At 75.0% G+C, this 15,559-nt stretch carries 18 protein-coding genes; 9 read left to right on the top strand and 9 right to left on the bottom strand.

Features of this window, described 5'->3' with window-relative positions; all coding sequences use genetic code 11:
• Positions 1-105: 105 nt before the first annotated feature.
• Positions 106-693, bottom strand: coding sequence for a TetR/AcrR family transcriptional regulator (locus Sfr03f_RS22420; RefSeq protein ID WP_108955783.1), 588 nt, complete (start codon positions 691-693; stop codon positions 106-108).
• Between the two features lie 101 nt (positions 694-794).
• On the opposite strand from Sfr03f_RS22420, the gene Sfr03f_RS22415 reads away from it, so the two are divergent.
• A complete protein-coding gene (locus tag Sfr03f_RS22415; protein WP_108955782.1) occupies positions 795-1,709 on the top strand; it encodes an NmrA/HSCARG family protein in 915 nt (304 codons plus the stop codon).
• Between the two features lie 275 nt (positions 1,710-1,984).
• Here Sfr03f_RS22415 and Sfr03f_RS22410 read toward each other — a convergent pair whose 3' ends face one another.
• The 4 genes from Sfr03f_RS22410 to Sfr03f_RS22395 form a co-directional block, all read right to left on the bottom strand.
• Complete coding sequence (locus tag Sfr03f_RS22410) at positions 1,985-2,356, bottom strand: beta/gamma crystallin domain-containing protein (RefSeq protein ID WP_159105704.1); 372 nt, start codon at positions 2,354-2,356, stop codon at positions 1,985-1,987.
• Between the two features lie 190 nt (positions 2,357-2,546).
• Positions 2,547-2,939 carry a MarR family winged helix-turn-helix transcriptional regulator gene (locus Sfr03f_RS22405; protein ID WP_108955780.1) on the bottom strand — a complete coding sequence of 131 codons (393 nt, stop codon included), beginning with the start codon at positions 2,937-2,939 and terminating at the stop codon, positions 2,547-2,549.
• A 170-nt stretch (positions 2,940-3,109) separates the two neighbouring features.
• Entirely contained in the window at positions 3,110-3,493 is a 384-nt protein-coding gene (locus Sfr03f_RS22400; RefSeq protein ID WP_108955779.1) for a VOC family protein, read from the bottom strand.
• A gap of 93 nt (positions 3,494-3,586) precedes the next feature.
• Positions 3,587-4,483, bottom strand: a complete 897-nt coding sequence (locus Sfr03f_RS22395; protein ID WP_108955778.1) for a universal stress protein — start codon at positions 4,481-4,483, stop codon at positions 3,587-3,589.
• A gap of 191 nt (positions 4,484-4,674) precedes the next feature.
• Here Sfr03f_RS22395 and Sfr03f_RS22390 point away from each other — a divergent pair, with 191 nt between their 5' ends.
• From Sfr03f_RS22390 to Sfr03f_RS22380, 3 genes are all read left to right on the top strand, one after another.
• On the top strand, positions 4,675-5,187 hold the full coding sequence (locus Sfr03f_RS22390) for a FluC/FEX family fluoride channel (RefSeq protein ID WP_108955777.1): 513 nt from the start codon (positions 4,675-4,677) through the stop codon (positions 5,185-5,187).
• Positions 5,184-5,564: a fluoride efflux transporter CrcB gene (crcB, locus tag Sfr03f_RS22385; RefSeq protein WP_108955776.1), complete on the top strand. Its 381-nt coding sequence runs from the start codon at positions 5,184-5,186 to the stop codon at positions 5,562-5,564. The genes Sfr03f_RS22390 and crcB overlap by 4 nt, the downstream gene beginning before the upstream one ends.
• Positions 5,565-5,677: 113 nt before the next feature.
• Complete coding sequence (locus tag Sfr03f_RS22380) at positions 5,678-6,490, top strand: maleylpyruvate isomerase family mycothiol-dependent enzyme (protein WP_108955775.1); 813 nt, start codon at positions 5,678-5,680, stop codon at positions 6,488-6,490.
• Between the two features lie 112 nt (positions 6,491-6,602).
• Here Sfr03f_RS22380 and Sfr03f_RS22375 read toward each other — a convergent pair whose 3' ends face one another.
• A complete protein-coding gene (locus Sfr03f_RS22375; protein ID WP_108955774.1) occupies positions 6,603-7,760 on the bottom strand; it encodes a D-alanyl-D-alanine carboxypeptidase family protein in 1,158 nt (385 codons plus the stop codon).
• Positions 7,761-7,861: 101 nt separating this feature from the next.
• On the opposite strand from Sfr03f_RS22375, the gene Sfr03f_RS22370 reads away from it, so the two are divergent.
• Entirely contained in the window at positions 7,862-8,671 is an 810-nt protein-coding gene (locus Sfr03f_RS22370) for a class I SAM-dependent methyltransferase (protein WP_108955773.1), read from the top strand.
• Here Sfr03f_RS22370 and Sfr03f_RS22365 read toward each other — a convergent pair.
• Positions 8,626-9,033 carry a MarR family winged helix-turn-helix transcriptional regulator gene (locus Sfr03f_RS22365; RefSeq protein ID WP_108956002.1) on the bottom strand — a complete coding sequence of 136 codons (408 nt, stop codon included), beginning with the start codon at positions 9,031-9,033 and terminating at the stop codon, positions 8,626-8,628. The genes Sfr03f_RS22370 and Sfr03f_RS22365 overlap by 46 nt on opposite strands.
• Positions 9,034-9,252: 219 nt before the next feature.
• Between Sfr03f_RS22365 and Sfr03f_RS22360 the strand changes: the two genes are divergently transcribed.
• Positions 9,253-10,074: a putative protein N(5)-glutamine methyltransferase gene (locus tag Sfr03f_RS22360; protein WP_108955772.1), complete on the top strand. Its 822-nt coding sequence runs from the start codon at positions 9,253-9,255 to the stop codon at positions 10,072-10,074.
• A 108-nt stretch (positions 10,075-10,182) separates the two neighbouring features.
• Here the strand turns inward: Sfr03f_RS22360 and Sfr03f_RS22355 are convergent, their stop codons facing one another.
• Both Sfr03f_RS22355 and Sfr03f_RS22350 read right to left on the bottom strand, forming a co-directional pair.
• Complete coding sequence (locus Sfr03f_RS22355) at positions 10,183-10,755, bottom strand: hypothetical protein (protein ID WP_108955771.1); 573 nt, start codon at positions 10,753-10,755, stop codon at positions 10,183-10,185.
• 343 nt (positions 10,756-11,098) lie between these two features.
• Complete coding sequence (locus Sfr03f_RS22350) at positions 11,099-12,106, bottom strand: fibronectin type III domain-containing protein (RefSeq protein WP_108955770.1); 1,008 nt, start codon at positions 12,104-12,106, stop codon at positions 11,099-11,101.
• A gap of 446 nt (positions 12,107-12,552) precedes the next feature.
• On the opposite strand from Sfr03f_RS22350, the gene Sfr03f_RS22345 reads away from it, so the two are divergent.
• The 3 genes from Sfr03f_RS22345 to Sfr03f_RS22335 all read left to right on the top strand — a co-directional run bounded on the left by Sfr03f_RS22345 (position 12,553) and on the right by Sfr03f_RS22335 (position 15,532).
• Positions 12,553-14,094, top strand: a complete 1,542-nt coding sequence (locus tag Sfr03f_RS22345) for an AMP-binding protein (protein ID WP_108955769.1) — start codon at positions 12,553-12,555, stop codon at positions 14,092-14,094.
• Between the two features lie 19 nt (positions 14,095-14,113).
• Positions 14,114-14,497 carry a PPOX class F420-dependent oxidoreductase gene (locus tag Sfr03f_RS22340; RefSeq protein ID WP_108955768.1) on the top strand — a complete coding sequence of 128 codons (384 nt, stop codon included), beginning with the start codon at positions 14,114-14,116 and terminating at the stop codon, positions 14,495-14,497.
• A gap of 318 nt (positions 14,498-14,815) precedes the next feature.
• Positions 14,816-15,532: an N-acyl homoserine lactonase family protein gene (locus tag Sfr03f_RS22335; protein WP_108955767.1), complete on the top strand. Its 717-nt coding sequence runs from the start codon at positions 14,816-14,818 to the stop codon at positions 15,530-15,532.
• Positions 15,533-15,559: the final 27 nt, after the last annotated feature.

The following is a 15,559-nucleotide window of genomic DNA, read 5'->3' as shown; positions in this document are numbered from 1 at the left end:
GCGAACACGCCCAGAAGCGAGCGAGGGTGAGCCGATTCGGTGGACACGTCGGCGGTCTCCGTCTGTGGTGTTGCTGGTCAGGCGGCGCGGCTGAGGCGGCCGGGGTCACGAGTTCTCGGACACCTCGGCGATGCCGTGCTCAGGGCTGAGTCCTTCCACAGCGAGGCGGAAGAGACGGTTGGCCTGGGTCTCGGGGTCCTTGTGGTGCTCGGTGGCCAGGGCGATGCCAACGGCGAGGGTCAGCAGGTCGTGAAATGTGACGTGCGGTGCAACCGCCTTGTCGCGAATGGCCCGCTCGAGCAGGGGAGTTCCGGCCGCTGAGATCCTGTTGCCACAGGAGTGCGGGGAGGGTTCCTCGGCGGGGGGCTCGTAGCTGAGGGTATCGGCGAAGCCGCGGGCTGAGACGGCGTAGAGGACGAGGGCGTGGAGCCACTCCAGGAGGGCGGTCCGTCCGTCCTCGATCGCACTTAGCCGGTGGGCTCGCTCGCACAGACCCTCGACGCGCTCGTGAAAGACGGCTTCGAGCAGGGAGCGGCGGGTGGGGAAGTGACGGCGCACGGTGGCCGAACCGACGCCCGCGGTGCGGGCGATCTGCTCCAGGGATGCCTCGGCGCCGTGCGCGGCGACCTCGGCTTCGGCGACGGCGAGGATGCGCTGGTAGTTGCGTCGAGCGTCCGAGCGCTGACCGGTCATGATCTCCTCATTGCGAAACGGCGGGCCCCGCCATATCTTAGCGGCAGGCAAAACGGCGGGTCCCGCCGTTTTCACCCTCCGGTCCGTGGGGAGCAGCAGCCATGCCCAGCAACAGCGGTACCGTCCTGGTCACCGGAGCCACCGGCCAGCAAGGCGGGGCCACGGCCCGTGCACTCCTGGCCGCCGAGGTGCCCGTACGTGCACTCGTACGCGACACGCGGTCGAAGTCCGCCCGAGCGATCGAGGCGCTGGGCGCCGAGCTGGTGCGGGCAGATCTCGCCGACCGGGACTCCCTCGGCCCAGCGGTCGAGGGAGTCCGCGCGGTGTTCTCGGTGCAGAGGCCACCCATGACCGAGAGCAGCGTGGACTTCGCGGGCGAGCTCGCCCAAGCCGCCAATCTGGTGGACGCGGCGAAGGCTGAAGGAGTGCGGCAGTTCGTGCAGTCCTCGACCAGTGGAGTCGGTGAGCACACCCGGGTCGTCGGCTGGGCCGAGGGCCGCTGGGCGGCGATGGCGGACTACTTCCATACCAAGCAGACGATCATGGAAGCGGTGCGGGATGCGGGCTTTGCCCGCTGGACGGTGATCAAGCCCGCGTTCTTCATGGAGAACTTGCCTTTGCTGGCACCCGCAGGCCCGCGCGGCGGACTGCTGACGGTACTGAAGCCGGAGACCGAACTGGCCCTGGTGGCCGTGAGGGACATCGGCACGGCTGCGGCGCACGCCCTTCAAGACCCTGACCGGTTCCATCAGGTGGAACTGGAACTGGCCGGTGACCTGCTCACGATGGAGCAGATCGTGCAGACCTTGTCCGCCGCCTGGGGCGTGCCCGTGACCGCGCCCTCCATGAGCATGGAAGAGGCCCTCGGCGCGGGCATGCCGACGTGGGGAGCCGGGCACGACTGGAACAACGCGGTCCTCCAGCCCGCTCGGCCCGAGTTCGCGCGGGAGTTGGGCATCCCGGTCACCACCTTCGCCGAGTGGGCGGATGCGCAGCTGACACCCGTGTCCGGATAAGGCGTATCCGGTGCTGTGACGCTCGGCAGCGTCCGCCGAGGCGGGCTGGGGCGAGAACTTGGCGTGGTTCTGCCCCGCCCCGCCGCGGTTGTTGCCGAATACGTCGGGCACCCGTTGGGCGGCGAGGAGGCGCCGCGGCGGGGACGATGCCCCGGCCGGGCGCCTCGGGCCCGCGGTCGCGCGCCGACGTTCCGGTAAGTACGGGGCGCGCCCCGCGCCGCTCCGGCGGGCCGGGCGACGATCGCGGGCGCGCGGCCGCTCAACCTGTCGGAAGCTCAGAAGATCTGAATGGACGTGATGTTCGGCGGCCGGTTGGGGTAGGTCACGATGTTCCAGCGGTTGATCCTGATGGCAGTGCCGTTGGCGTCGTTCATCTGGATGTCGTTGTTCCCGGTGGAGATCTTGTCCACCCAGGCGCCGGCGCCGAGGTTCATGGTTCCCGCGTTGGCGGCGCAGTATTCGAAGGGCCCGGAGGGGCCGGCGATCAGCGGGCGGCTGTAGTGGCCCCAGATGTGCAGCAGGTCGCCGCTGGTGCAAGGCGTCTGGTTCATGGCGTGCGCGGCATTCGTCGGCGTCGCGACGCTGAAGCCCGCGGCCAATAAGGCCACAGCGAACAGGCTTCGGGTGGTCTTCCTGATGGTGGACACGATGTGCCATCTCCTCGAGGGCTGGGGCCACGCCGCGTGAGCCGGCGGGTGCTTCCGAACGGTGAGGCGACTGCCCGGTCGGGCGTGACAGTCGGCCTCCTGCGTTTCGATCTTGACCCAGTGCCGTGTCGGCCAGGGACGGCGCACGGGGTTTGTTGCCTTCCCGTTACACGGATCCCTGTGCCCGGGGTCAGTCGGTCAGGGTGCGGGAGAGCACCTCGCGCTGCAGCGGGCGCACCAGGGCGTACAGCTCACGGCCGCGGGCGGTGGGCGCCACCCACACCCCGCGCCGGTCCTCGTGGCACACCGTGCGCTCCAGCAGCCCCTCGCGCTCCAGGCGGCCCAGCAGCCGCGAGAGCGCGCTCTGGCTGAGGTGGACCCGGTCCGCGATGTCCTGCACTCGGCAGGGAACGCCCGGGCCGTCCGGCGTCCCCGACACCAGGATCTCCAGCACCTCGAAGTCGCTGGCGCACAGCCCGTGGGGATGCAGTGCCCGGTCGATCTCGCAGACCGTACGGGAATGGAGCGCGAGGATTCCGCGCCACCGTTGCTCCAGCCGCGCACCGGCGGTGTCCGCTGCCATGGGATCCATCGTAGGTCGGCGCCGTCCGGCGGGGGAGACCCCGGAAGCGCCGTATCGGACGGGGCGTCAGCCGGTCCGCCGGGTCGGCGGCGTCCACGGCGCGGCACCTCTCACACGCGGCGTCCACGGCGCGGCACCTCTCACACGCGGCGTCCACGGCGCGGCACCTCTCACACCACGGCCGGCCCCTCGCCCGGGCGGTCCTCGACCAGGCCCACCGGGTTGCCGTCCGGGTCCCGCACGGTGGCGACCAGCTTGCCGCCGCCGACGTCCCGGACGTCCTGCACCACCTCCGCGCCCGCGGCCAGCACCGCGGCCAGCGTGGCCCGCAGGTCCTCGACGTGCCAGTACGGGACGGGCCCGGTCAGCCCGGCGTCGTGCCCGTGCGGGTCCAGCCCGATCTCCACCCCGGCCCCCTGACCGTCCACGGTCCGGAACCCGGTCCAGTTCGTGACGTCGACGTGCGGTTCGACGCCGAGCAGGGAGCGGAACAGGGCCTTGGCCCCGTCCGGGTCGCCGACGGGGTAGACGATCGTCCTCAGACGGGCCTCCATGCCCCCATGCTCCCCGCCCGGGCGGCGGCGCGCATCCGGCACGCGCCCTCCCGGACAGCCGTCGGCCCGGGCTGCCCGGCGGGGCCGGGCCGGTCACCCCGGGACGACCGCCACCGAGGTCCCGCAGTGCCGCAGCACCGTCCGCGTGACGCCGCCGATCCGCCCAGGCGCCCCGCCGCGTCCCACGACCAGCAGGGAGGCATCAGCCGCCGCGTCGACCAGCCGCGACGCCGCCGCGCCGAACCCGGTGCGCACCGTGACCCGCACCGTCGGGTGACGTGCCCGCCACGGGGCCAGCACCTCCCGCAGCGCCTGCCCCGCCTCCCGCTCCAGCTCGCGGTCCCGCGCCGGATCCGCCCCGGGCGGCCGCCGCCAGGCGTGCACCGCCTCCAGCCGGGCGTGCCGTCGCGCCGCCTCACCGAAGGCGAAGGCCACCGCGCCGGTCGCCGGCCGCCGCGGGTCCACGCCCAGCACCACGTGGGGCGAGGGGGCGCCGTCCCACGACGGCCCCGGCACGCCCGTGGAACCTGCGAGCTCCGGCACGGCCGGGGACCGCGCCAGCACCACCGGGCCGCTCGCCCCCGCCACCACCGCCAGCGTCACCGGGCCGAGCAGCCACACGTCCTCGCGGCCGTCGGGACCCCCGACGACCCGCGACCCCAGCACCAGCGGGCAGCCGTGCGACGCCGCGTCCAGCAGCGCGGACACCGGCGTCTCGCGCACCTGCTCGAAGGTGACCCGCAGCCCGGGCCGCCCGGCGGTCAGCCGCTCCGTGGTCTCCCGCAGCACCCGTTGCGCCCACCGGCGCCGCGCCGCCTCCACCTCCGGGCCGCCGCCGTGACCCTCACCCGCCGCCGCGAACGGCTGCCAGGGTCCCGCGTGCACCAGCCGCACCGGCCGCCCCCACAACTCGGCCTCCCGCGCGGCCCAGTCGGCCGCCGTGAGGCTCTCCGGCGAGCCGTCCACGCCGACGGTGACGGTTCGGGGCATGATGCGCGCTCCTGGGCTCTCCACGGGACCCGGCCGTCCTGTTCCGGCACGGCACGGTGGAACGATCACGTTGTCAGGGCCGGACCGCCCGGCGTAGGGCCGACCGGCCCCCTTTCCCCGACCGGCCCCCTTTCCCCGACCGGCCCCTCCGCCCCGACCCGTCGGTGACGGGGATAGGCTCGAGCACCGACATGAGTGACACCCCCGCCCCGGACACCCCCGCGCCGGACCCGTCCGGACCCGGCGACGCTGCATCCCGCACCGGGCCGTCGCGCGCCCCCCGGTTCCCCCGGGCCTGGCGTGCCGACGCCCCCGTCGTCCTAGCGGTCGCCCTCGGCGGGGCGGTGGGCGCGAGCGCCCGCTACGCGGCTGTCCTGCGCTGGCCCGCCGCCGCGGACGCCTTCCCGTGGGCGGTGTTCTGGGTCAACGTGAGCGGCTGCGCGATGATCGGCGCCTTCACCGTGCTGGTGACCGAAGGGGCCCGGACGCCGCATCCGCTGCTGCGCCCCTTCTTCGGCTCCGGGGTGCTCGGCGGCTACACCACCTTCTCCACGTACGCGCTGGACGTCCACCGGCTGCAGGACGCCCGGGAGCCGCTGCTGGGCCTCCTCTACCTCGCCGGGACGCTGCTCGCCGCGCTGGCCGCCGTCCTCCTGGGCACGGCGGCCGCCCGGCTCGGCCTGCGGGCGAGGAGGTCGCCGTGAACTGGCTGCTGGTGATCGCCGGCGCCATGGTCGGCGCCCCGCTGCGGTTCCTCACCGACCGCGCCGTGCGGCTGCGGCTGAGGCCGGACGCGGTCTTCCCGTGGGGCACCTTCACGGTCAACGTGGCCGGCTCGCTGGTGCTGGGCCTGCTGACCGGCGCCGCGGCGGCCGGGGCGTCGGGGGAGCGCCTGGGGCTGCTGCTCGGCACCGGGCTGTGCGGGGCGCTCACCACGTACTCGACCTTCTCCTGGGAGACGCTGCGCCTGGCCGAGGACGGCTCACCGGCCCTCGCGGTGGCCAACGCCCTGGGCAGCCTCGCCGCGGGACTGGGCGCGATGTACGCGGGCGTGGCCCTCGGCGACGCGCTGTGGGGCTGATCCGGATCCGTCCGGGTTCCCGCCCTGGCCCGGCCCCGTCCGGGGCGGTTCCCCGCCAAGCCGGGTGGGCGCCCGCGGAGTACCGTGGGAGCAGGGGGCCGAGGAGGTGCGGCATGACCACGGCCACCACTGTCTCCGCCCGGGACATCCCCCGAACCCCCGCCGTCCAGGCCCGGAGGGTCAACGAGGCGGAGGTTCGGGCCTCCGTGGACATACTGGGCTCACTGCCGCCCCAGGCGTGGTCGCGACCGACCGCCTGCACCGGGTGGACCGTGCGGGACATGGCCGCCCACGAGGTCGGCCAGTACGAGGAACTGGTGAAGCCCTGGCTGATGGTCACCCGCGTCCGGCGGGCGCGGGCCGCACACCCCGGCCTCGGCGCCCTCGACGGTCACAACGAGGTCCAGGTTGAGGACCGCGCCGACCTGCCGGGGGAGCAACTGGTCGAGGAACTGGACCGGTTCGGCTCGCGCGGGGTGCGCTCGCTCGGGCGGATGCCAGCCCCGGCACGCCGACGGCTGCGCACCAGCATGGTCTTCCCGGAGGGCCGGACGCTGCCCGAGGACTCCATCGAGTACCTGCACGACGTCCTGGTGGCCCGCGACCCGTGGATGCACCGGGTCGACATCAGCGACGCGACCGGGGCGGAACTGGTCCTGGGCGCGCACGACCAGGAGATCATGCGACAGATCCTGCTGGACCTGGCGCTGGGCTGGACGGGGCCGCCCTGTCAGCTGGAGCTCTCGGGTCCGCTCGGGGGCAGCTACCGGATCGGCGACCTCGCCGGCCCGCCGGCGGTCACCCTGCGGGCCGACGCGGTGGTCCTCGCCCGGCACCTGTCGGGGCGTCCGGCGCGCGGGGAGATCGCACTCGAGGGCGACGAGGAGACCGCCGCCGCCCTCGCCGCCGCCCGCGTCATCTTCTGACCCCCGGCCGTCCCGTCCGGCCGCACGACCGCCGCCCCCCTCGGCCTGACGGCCCTCCCGTCCGGCTTCGCCGAGAGGCCGCCCCGTCCGGTTCCGCCGACAGGGCCGGACCTCACCGCTCCGCGTGCCGTGCCCGGCGCCGGAGCGCGCCGGCCACCGTCGCGCCCGCCGCCACCGCCGCCGCGCACCCGCCCAGCAGCAGGGTGGTCCGCCACTGCGGTGCGCCGTCGCCCGCGACGGCCGCCGCGTGTTCCGTCGCCGGGCCGGGCCGGTGCGAGGCCGGGGGACCCGCCGCGACGGGAGGCTCCAGGGACCCCACCGGGCGCACCCGCCCCGCCGCGTCGAAGCCCCAGTCCAGCAGGGACCGTGCCTCCTCGTACACGGCGCCGGGAGTGTCGTCCTGCGGATTGAGCACCGTGACCACCAGCGTCCGCCCGCCCCGCCGGGCCGCCGCGATCAGCGTGTTGCCCGCCTTGCTGGTGTACCCGTTCTTCACCCCGATCGCCCCGGGGTACGCCTCCACCCCCAGCGCCCCCGTCAGCAGCCGGTTGGTGTTCTGGATGTCGTACACGCCCCGCCGGCCCGGGAACTGCGCCACAGCGGTCCGGCAGTACTCCGCGAACCGGGGGTCGCTCAGTCCGGCCCGCCCGAACACCGCCAGGTCGTACGCGGACGAGACCTGCCCCGGCGCGTCGTACCCGTCCGGCGTGACCACGTGGGTGTCGCGGGCGCCCAGCTCCTCGGCCGTCTCCCGCATCCGGGCCACCGCGGCCGCCGTGCCGCCCGCCATGGCGGACAGGACGTGCACCGCGTCGTTGCCGGAGCTCAGGAAGACGCCCCGCCACAGGTCGCCCACCGAGTAGTCGCGGCCCGCCTCCACCCCGACCAGGCTGCTCCCCTCCCCGACGCCGGCCAGCTCCGCGGCGGTCGCCCGGTGACGGCCCTCGGGCACCCGGGGCAGCAGGGCGAGCGCGAACAGGGTCTTGAGGGTGCTGGCCGGCGGGAGCGCGCGGTGCGCGTCGTGTGCGGCGAGCACGTCACCGCTGCGGGCGTCCGCGACCACCCAGGAGAGCGCGGACACCTCCGGAACCCGCGGCGCGCCGCCGGTGAGCCGCACCTGGGTGCCCGAGGTCCGCAGCGGGTCCGGCGGGGAGGCCGCCGGACTCGGCGCCGGTGCCCCCGCCCCCACCGCGAGCAGGGCGCACGCGGCGACGGCGACGCGGAGGACGCGACCCGACCCGGACCTCCGTGAGAAAAGTGCGATTTTCATACGAATAACGTAGGAACGGGGTGCCGCGACACGCCGCACGCCACGGCCGGACCGGGCCCAGCGACACCCGGATGCCGTACGGCCGCCGCTATGCTCCGAGGATGTCCGCTCCCCAGGCGCACGCTCCGAAGAACGGCCCGCAGGGGTCCGGGCCGAAGGGCCCGACCCTCCGTCAGCTCACCGTGCAGGCGCTGTCCTCCGTCGAGCACGGCTACGACCTGCTGGCGCCGATGTTCGACCACACCTCGTTCCGCACCTCCGACCGCTTCCTGCGTGCCACGCGGGACGCCCTGGCGCCGCTCGGCCCCTTCGAGGGCGGCCTGGACCTGTGCTGCGGCACCGGCGCCGGACTCGGAGTCCTGCGGGACCTGTGCGCCGGGACGGTCACCGGTGTGGACCTCAGCGCGGGCATGCTCGACCGCGCCCGCCTCGCCGCCCCGTGGGCGGAGCTGGTCCGCGCGGACGCCCGCGACCTCCCCCTCGCCCCGCGGTCGTTCGACCTGGCGGTCACCTTCGGGGCCCTGGGCCACTTCCTGCCCCGCGACCTGCCCGCCCTCTTCGGCCAGGCGTACACCGTGCTCCGCCCCGGCGGACGCCTCGCCTTCCCCCTGCCCGGGCCTCCCCGCCCGGGGTCCCGGCAGGCCCTGCGGCTGCGGGCCTTCGACACGGCGATGCGGATCCGCAACGCCGTGTGGCGACCGCGGTTCGTCATGTACTACCGCGCCCTGACCCTCGGGACGCTGCGCGACTCCCTCGCCGGGGCCGGGTTCACCGTGGAGACCTACGCGATGCCGGAGTTCGGCCGCCGCGAGGACGGCAGCCCGCGCTGCCGCCTGGTCGTCGCCACCCGGCCCACGGCGTCCGGTCAGTCCTCCGGGGAGGCGGCGCCGGCCGACGGACCCGCGTTGTAGCGCTCCAGGTAGGAGGCGAAGCGGACCAGGTCCTCCTGCGACCAGCCGTCCAGCCGCTCCTTGAACGCGGCTCGCCGGCGCTCGCTCACCCGGGCGAGCATCCGGCGCCCCTCCTCGGTGAGCTGCAGCACCTGGACCCGCTGGTCCTCCGCGTCCTGGCGGCGCTCCACCAGACCCTCGCGCTCCAGCACCGCGACCTGACGGCTGACCGTGGACTTGTCCAGCGCGTAGTGCTCCGCCAGATCGGTGGCGCGGCAGCCGGAGCCCTCCTCCAGGTGCCCCAGCAGCGCGAACGAGACCAGCGACAGTTCCGGATGGAGCCGTCCGGCCAGTGCGCGCGCCCGGCGGGCGAACGACGTCATCTCGCGGTGGATCGTCTCGATCGCCACGTCGGCGCCAGAGTTCACGGGAACCTCCTCACGTTCTGGTTGCAGAATACAACCACGGGCCCCCGGGGTGGGAGTCGAGGGACCGCCGCCGGCGCGGGAAATGCGCGTGCCGGGACAGGGGGCGCTGGGTAGGGTGGCCGCGCCCGAGCGGGCCCGCCGCCCCGTCGCCACCGCCACCGACAGCCGAGGCCGATGACAACTCCCCGGACATCATCCCCCGTTCCGCCGGCCGCTCCGGACACCGTGGTCGCCGCGCTGCGCGCCGCGGGCTGCGTCTTCGCCGAGGAGGAGGCCGCGCTCCTGTCCGCCGCGGCGGACACACCCGACCGGCTCGCCTCCCTGGTGGCCCGGCGCGCGGCCGGGGAGCCGCTGGAACACGTCGTCGGCTGGGCCGAGTTCCGCGGACTGCGGATCGGCGTCGCCCCGGGCGTCTTCGTGCCGCGCCGCCGCACCGAGTTCCTGGTCGGGCGCGCCCTCGCGCTCGCGCCCACGGCGCGGGTGGTGGTCGACCTGTGCTGCGGGTCCGGCGCGCTCGGGGCGGCGCTCGCCGCCGCGCTGCCCGGCGCGGAACTCCACGCCGCCGACATCGACCCGGCCGCCGTGGACTGCGCCCGGAGGAACCTCGCACCCCGGGGCGGCCGGGTCCACCACGGGGACCTGTTCGCCGCCCTGCCCGTGGACCTGCGCGGACGCGTCGAGATCCTCGCCGCCAACGTGCCCTACGTGCCGACCGCGGACATCCGCCTGCTGCCCGCCGAGGCACGCGACCACGAGCCGTCCGCAGCCCTGGACGGCGGCCCCGACGGACTCGCCGTGCTGCGCCGGGTGGCCGAGGGCGCGCCCGCCTGGCTGGCCCCCGGCGGCTGCCTCCTCGCCGAGACGAGCGGGCGTCAGGCCCCGGCGGCGCGACGGGCCTTCGCGGAGGCGGGACTGACCGCGGAGGTGGCGGTCTGCGAGGACAGCGAGGCCCATGTGATCACCGGCGTGCTCCCGCCCGTGACGCCCGCCCGCTGACGTCGGGTGCTTCGGCAGGTCGGGGGCCTGCCGGGGTGACGCGCGTGGGCCGCCGCCCGGCTGTCCTGCCGGGCGGCGGCCCACGTGCGGCGCGGTGCGGACAACCGCTCAGAAACGGTGCGGCCTGGCCCGGCGGCGCAGGTACCAGGCGCCGCCGCCGACGCCGGCCGCGACCAGGGCGCCGCCCGCGACCAGGGTGAGGGTGGTGTGGTCCTTCACGGCACCGCCGATGCCGCCCATCACGCCACGCGTGGGGGAGGCGGTGGCCGACCTGGTCGCAGTCGCCGTGGAGGTGGGGGTGGACGTGGGCGAGGGCGTCGGCCGGGTGCCCGAGACGATGACGGACTGGGTGCCCGCCGTGGTGTTGTTCGAGCACCGGACGATCACCGTGTAGGTGCCGGGACTGACGCTCGACCAGGCGGCCGACTGGCTGGTGGCCGAGCCCGACAGGGCGACCTGACGGCCCTCGGCGAACGTGTTCTGGGTGCTGTTGAGCAGCGAGGCGGTGCCCCAACTGCCGTTGACCTGGGTGCAGGCGCTGGTGGTGACCGCGACGGTGGTGCCGCTGGTGCTCACGGAGATGCCCGGGGCGGCGACGGCCGGCCCCGCGAAGGCGAGCGGCAGGGCGGCGGCGGCAGCCACGGTCAGGCCTGATCGGACGATGACGCGAGGTGTACGCATGGGTCTGACCTCCGGCGGCACGGCTGGCGGACATCCCTAGCGCCGCCGAGGATCGGGAGGCCCGTACCGCCCTCGGGGACAGCCAATGCCGACGGCGCGCCGGGCGCACCCGGAGAGCGTCCGGACAGGTGACGCACCCCGGCGGCCCCCGCCCTGCCCATCACGCGGGGCCACACCCGCCGTTCGGCGGCCCCTGTCCCACCGCCCGGCGGCGCCACGCCCGCCCTCCATCGGCTGCCCGCACCGTCCGGCGGCGCCACGCCCACGACTCGGGACCACGCCTGCCGTTCGGCGGACCCCGTCCCACCCTCCGGTGGGGAACGCTCCGGCCGGTGGCGTGGTCTCACCGGCCGGTGGTCACCGTCCGCTCCGGCGAGAAGCCGCCCCAGGTACCGTCCGGAAGCTTCGCGCGCAGGCGCACCCGGTGGGTCTCCCCGGCCTCGCCGCCGAGGTAGAAGCGGTGGGTCGCCCGGCCGTCCGGCGCCTCGCCGCCCCACACCAGGGTGGTGGCCGGCCTGCCGTCGAGATGGATCCGGTACTCGGTGATCACGCCGTCGGCCGGAGGCGGCTCCCAGGAGATCTCCAGGTGCCAGGCGCCGTCGGCCCGCAACGCCTTCGCACGGAACGCGGTGGGGGCCGTGGCGCGCCCGTCGTCCTCCTTCTCCCCCGCGGTGGTGACCCGCACCCGGCCACCGGCGGGGGAGAGGTTGCCGGCCGCGTCCCTGGCGCGCACCGTGAAGGAGTAACGGGTCCCGGGGCGAAGGCCGGTGACCACCGCGGCCGTCTGCCCGCCGCCCACGCTGTGGATCTTCGTCGAGCCCTGGTGGATCTCGTAGGAGACCACCTCATGGTCGTCCGTCGACGCCTTCCAGGACAGCTGCGCCGCCCCGCTGCCCACGGCGCGGCCCTCCAGGTCCTTCGGCGCGGACGGCGCACGGGTGTCGGCGGCGCTCGCGACGGGGGTGGTGGCCCGCACGACGGCGCTCCGCGGGCCGAGCCGGCCGTCGGTGGAGCGGGCCCGCACGTGGAAGGTGTAGGCGGTGTCCGCCTTCAGCCGGACCACGTCCGTCATGTGCTCGGAGGCCGGGACCTCCTTCACCTTGGCGGAGCCGCGGTACACCTCGTAGGCCTGAACCCGGGAGCCGTTGTCGGCCACCCGGTTCCACATGACGTGCACGCTGGTGGCGCTGCCCGCCTGCGCGGTGACACCGGCCGGAGCCGCGGGGAGCCGCCCGCCGTCCTCCTCCTCGCCGGCGGCCGCGCCCCAGCCGCACGACGTGGCCAGGACCGCGGTGAGCAGGACGCCGCAGCACCGGGCCGCCCGACGGGGAGCGCGCTCCGCACCAGCCATACCGAACCTCCGCCGACAGGGCAGCCAATTGGTCCGTACCAATATGCGCATGCTGGCGCGGACACATCAAGAGGCCGTGCGTTGACCCCGCGGGTACGGCTGTACGTATGCTGAACTCCCTTGCGGCCGAGTCGACCTGATACCAAGTCGGCCGGCGGCCGCCGGCGCGGATCCGCTGTCGTCGCTGTTCACGCGCCGGGCGGGGAGCGAGGGCCGGAACGGGGCGCAGGCCCGCCCCGGCCCTCGCTCGTGCCCGCGGCGCCCTCCACGGCCCGCCCGGGCGCACCCACCTCGGGAGATCCCCTCCACCCCTTCACGATCTCTTCCGGCCGCACCTGCCGTCGAGGTGTTCACCTGGGCGCGCGGGGGTGATGAGATGTTCGGACCTTGGCCGATCCGGCCGGCCCGGCGAAGCCGCCGGGCCACCGTACGGAGGAGTGAGAACGATGCGGGTGCCCATGACCATCGCGGACTTCCTCGACCGGGCGGAGGCCGGCTTCGCCACCGGTTCCGGGGTGGTGGACGAGCTCGACCAGCCGGCCCCGCCCGTACCGCCGAGCACCTACGGGCGCTTCGCCGAACGGGTCCGTGCCTGGCAGGCGGGCTTCGACGCGCTGGGCGTCGCCGAGGGCGAGCGGATCGCCGTGGTCAGCCACAACTCGGCCCGGCTGCTGGAGCTGCTGTTCGCGGTGCCGATGAGCGGGCGGATCTGCGTCCCCGTCAACTTCCGCCTGCGGCCCGAGGAGGTCGACTACATCGTCCGCCAGAGCGGCGCCTCGGTGCTGCTGGTGGACCCCGAACTCGACGCCGCGCTCGCGCGGGTCGGCGCCCGCCACCGCTTCGTCCTCGGCGAGGAGACCGAGCGGAGCCTGATGCGCTTCGGCGTGGAGCCGAGGCCCTGGTCGGAGCCGGACGAGGACGCCACCGCCACCATCAACTACACCTCCGGCACGACCGCCCGGCCCAAGGGCGTCCAGCTCACCCACCGCAACATCTGGGTCGACGCGGTCACCTTCGGCCTGCACACCCGTGCCTGGGAGCGTGACGTGTATATGCACGTCCTGCCCATGTTCCACTGCAACGGCTGGGGCATGCCGTTCGTGATGGCCGGCCTCGGCGTCCCGCAGATCGTCCTGCGCAAGGTCGACGGCGCGGAGATCCTGCGCCGCGTCGAGCGGCACGGCGTCACCCTGATGTGCGGCGCCCCCGCCGTCTGGAACGCGGTCCTCGACGCGGCCGCCGACTGGGAGGGTGAGATCCCCGGCCGCGACCGCGTGCGCATCGTCTGCGCGGGCGCGCCGCCGCCCAGCCGCACCATCCAGCGGGTGAACGAGGAGCTCGGCTGGGAGTTCCTGCAGATCTACGGCCTCACCGAGACCGCGCCGCTGCTCACCTTCAACCGCTCCCTGCCCGGCGACGACGCCCTGCCCGCCGACCGGCGCGCCCACCGGCTGTCCCGCGCCGGGCTGCCCACGCTCGGCACCCGGCTGAGGGTCTCCGACACCGGCGAGGTGCTGGCCCGCTCCAACACCGTGATGGAGGGCTACTGGGAGAAGCCCGAGGCCACCGCCGACGCGCTGGACGGCGGCTGGTTCCACACCGGCGACGGCGGCTTCCTCGACCCGGACGACGGCCACCTCACCATCTCGGACCGCAAGAAGGACGTCATCATCACCGGCGGCGAGAACGTCTCCTCCATCGAGGTCGAGGATGTGATCTTCAGCCATCCGGCGGTCGCCGAGGTCGCGGTGATCGGCGTGCCGCACGAGAAATGGGGCGAGACGGTCAAGGCGCTGGTGGTGCTCGCCGAGGGCGCCGAGGCGGAGGAGGCCGAGATCATCGCCCACTGCAAGGAGCGGGCGGCCGGGTACAAGGCGCCCACCAGCGTCGAGTTCCGCGAGTCCATCCCGCGCACCGCCACCGGGAAGATCCAGAAGTTCAAGCTGCGCCGGCCGTACTGGGAGGGGGCCGACCGAGGCGTCAACTGACCGGGTAGCCTGCCCGTCCATGAGCACTCTCGACGCCCTGGCCGCCGCCCCGTACGTCTCGGTGACGACGTTCCGCAAGGACGGGCGGGCGGTGGCCACGCCCGTCTGGGTGGTCCCGGACGGCGAGGGCGCGCTGGCCGTGTGGACCCGGGCGGACAGCGGCAAGGTCAAGCGCATACGGCGCGACGGCAGGGTGACGGTGGCCCCGTGCGACTTCCGCGGCAACCTCCGCGGCGATGCCGTCGAGGCCCGCGCGCGTCTCGGCACGCCCGAGGAGACGGCGCGGGTCCGCCGGGGCATCGCCCGCAAGTACGGGCTGACGGGCCGCCTGACGCTGCTCGGCAGCCGCCTGCGCGGCGGCCGCGACGCCACGGTCGCGGTCCTCATCGGCCCGGCGGACTGAGCCGGGGCCGAGAGGGCGGGGCCGCGGGGACGAGACCGCGGTGACGAGGCCGCGGGGACGAGAGGGGTCACCGCGCTGGTCCTCCACGACCTGCTCGGCGGCGAGCTGATCCGCGGGGATGTCCACGTGGAGGGTCGCCCGCGTCCTGCACAAGCTGGGCGTGCCCGCCACGTCCCCCTGACCGTGCGGGGAGCGGCCGTCCGGAGTTCGGGACCGCGGGGCGCGCTGCCGCCCCTGTCCGGCCGCACCGCCAACCCTCGCTCTGCCCTCGGCAGAGGCGGCCGACAGCGGGGCCGGGGCGCCGGGAGGATGAGCCGCATGACCTCCGTCTCCGTACGCCGCCTCGACCTCGGGTACTTCGTCCGCCCCGCCGCCGAGACCGGAGGGCCCGATCCCCGGGTGGAACCGGTGCTCGCGTACCTGGTGCGCCACCCCGGTGGACTGCTGCTCTTCGACACCGGCATGGGTGACGCCGGCCCCGCCACCGAGGCCCACTACCGTCCGCGTCGCCGGTCCCTGGCCGCGGCGCTCGCGGCGGCGGGAGTCCGTCCCGGGGGCGTCGACCTCGTGGTCAACTGCCACCTGCACTTCGACCACTGCGGCGGCAATCCCGGCCTCGCCGGGCGCCCCGTCGTGGTGCAGAGGAGCGAGCTGGCCGCCGCCCGGGCCGGCGGGTACACCGCGGACCACCTGGTCGACTTCCCCGGCGCGCGGTACGAGGAGCTCGACGGCGAGGCGGAGCTCCTGCCGGGCGTCCGCGTCCTCCCCACCCCCGGCCACACCGCGGGCCACCAGTCCCTGGCGGTGACGACGTCCGCCGGCGTCGTCGTGCTCGCCGGACAGGCGCACGACCTCGCCTCCCACTTCTCCGCCGACCATCTGGCCCACCGCGCCGCGCTCGACGGAACGGAACCTCCGCTGCCTCCGTACCGTCCATGGATGGACAGGATCGCTGCCCTCGCACCCCGGCGAGTGCTCTTCGCCCACGACTGCGCGGTCTGGGAGCCGGGGGACGACGGGGCGGCTACCGTGTGAGACCTGGGACGCCAGGCGGAAGGAGCA

It is taken from the genome of Streptomyces fragilis (genome assembly GCF_003112515.1).
GTDB classification, from domain to species: domain Bacteria; phylum Actinomycetota; class Actinomycetes; order Streptomycetales; family Streptomycetaceae; genus Streptomyces; species Streptomyces fragilis.
Note: the sequence above shows the minus strand (reverse complement) of the source record. Positions and strands in the feature narration are given on the sequence as shown.

Excerpts from the sequence above, each read along its gene's own strand:
- Sfr03f_RS22420 (WP_108955783.1), bottom strand. The coding sequence starts at position 693 with ATGACCGGTCAGCGCTCGGACGCTCGACGCAACTACCAGCGCATCCTC.
- Sfr03f_RS22415 (WP_108955782.1), top strand. The coding sequence starts at position 795 with ATGCCCAGCAACAGCGGTACCGTCCTGGTCACCGGAGCCACCGGCCAG.
- Sfr03f_RS22405 (WP_108955780.1), bottom strand. The coding sequence starts at position 2,939 with ATGGCAGCGGACACCGCCGGTGCGCGGCTGGAGCAACGGTGGCGCGGA.
- Sfr03f_RS22400 (WP_108955779.1), bottom strand. The coding sequence starts at position 3,493 with ATGGAGGCCCGTCTGAGGACGATCGTCTACCCCGTCGGCGACCCGGAC.
- Sfr03f_RS22395 (WP_108955778.1), bottom strand. The coding sequence starts at position 4,483 with ATGCCCCGAACCGTCACCGTCGGCGTGGACGGCTCGCCGGAGAGCCTC.
- Sfr03f_RS22390 (WP_108955777.1), top strand. The coding sequence starts at position 4,675 with ATGAGTGACACCCCCGCCCCGGACACCCCCGCGCCGGACCCGTCCGGA.
- Sfr03f_RS22380 (WP_108955775.1), top strand. The coding sequence starts at position 5,678 with ATGACCACGGCCACCACTGTCTCCGCCCGGGACATCCCCCGAACCCCC.
- Sfr03f_RS22375 (WP_108955774.1), bottom strand. The coding sequence starts at position 7,760 with ATGAAAATCGCACTTTTCTCACGGAGGTCCGGGTCGGGTCGCGTCCTC.
- Sfr03f_RS22370 (WP_108955773.1), top strand. The coding sequence starts at position 7,862 with ATGTCCGCTCCCCAGGCGCACGCTCCGAAGAACGGCCCGCAGGGGTCC.
- Sfr03f_RS22365 (WP_108956002.1), bottom strand. The coding sequence starts at position 9,033 with ATGACGTCGTTCGCCCGCCGGGCGCGCGCACTGGCCGGACGGCTCCAT.
- Sfr03f_RS22360 (WP_108955772.1), top strand. The coding sequence starts at position 9,253 with ATGACAACTCCCCGGACATCATCCCCCGTTCCGCCGGCCGCTCCGGAC.
- Sfr03f_RS22355 (WP_108955771.1), bottom strand. The coding sequence starts at position 10,755 with ATGCGTACACCTCGCGTCATCGTCCGATCAGGCCTGACCGTGGCTGCC.
- Sfr03f_RS22350 (WP_108955770.1), bottom strand. The coding sequence starts at position 12,106 with ATGGCTGGTGCGGAGCGCGCTCCCCGTCGGGCGGCCCGGTGCTGCGGC.
- Sfr03f_RS22345 (WP_108955769.1), top strand. The coding sequence starts at position 12,553 with ATGCGGGTGCCCATGACCATCGCGGACTTCCTCGACCGGGCGGAGGCC.
- Sfr03f_RS22340 (WP_108955768.1), top strand. The coding sequence starts at position 14,114 with ATGAGCACTCTCGACGCCCTGGCCGCCGCCCCGTACGTCTCGGTGACG.
- Sfr03f_RS22335 (WP_108955767.1), top strand. The coding sequence starts at position 14,816 with ATGACCTCCGTCTCCGTACGCCGCCTCGACCTCGGGTACTTCGTCCGC.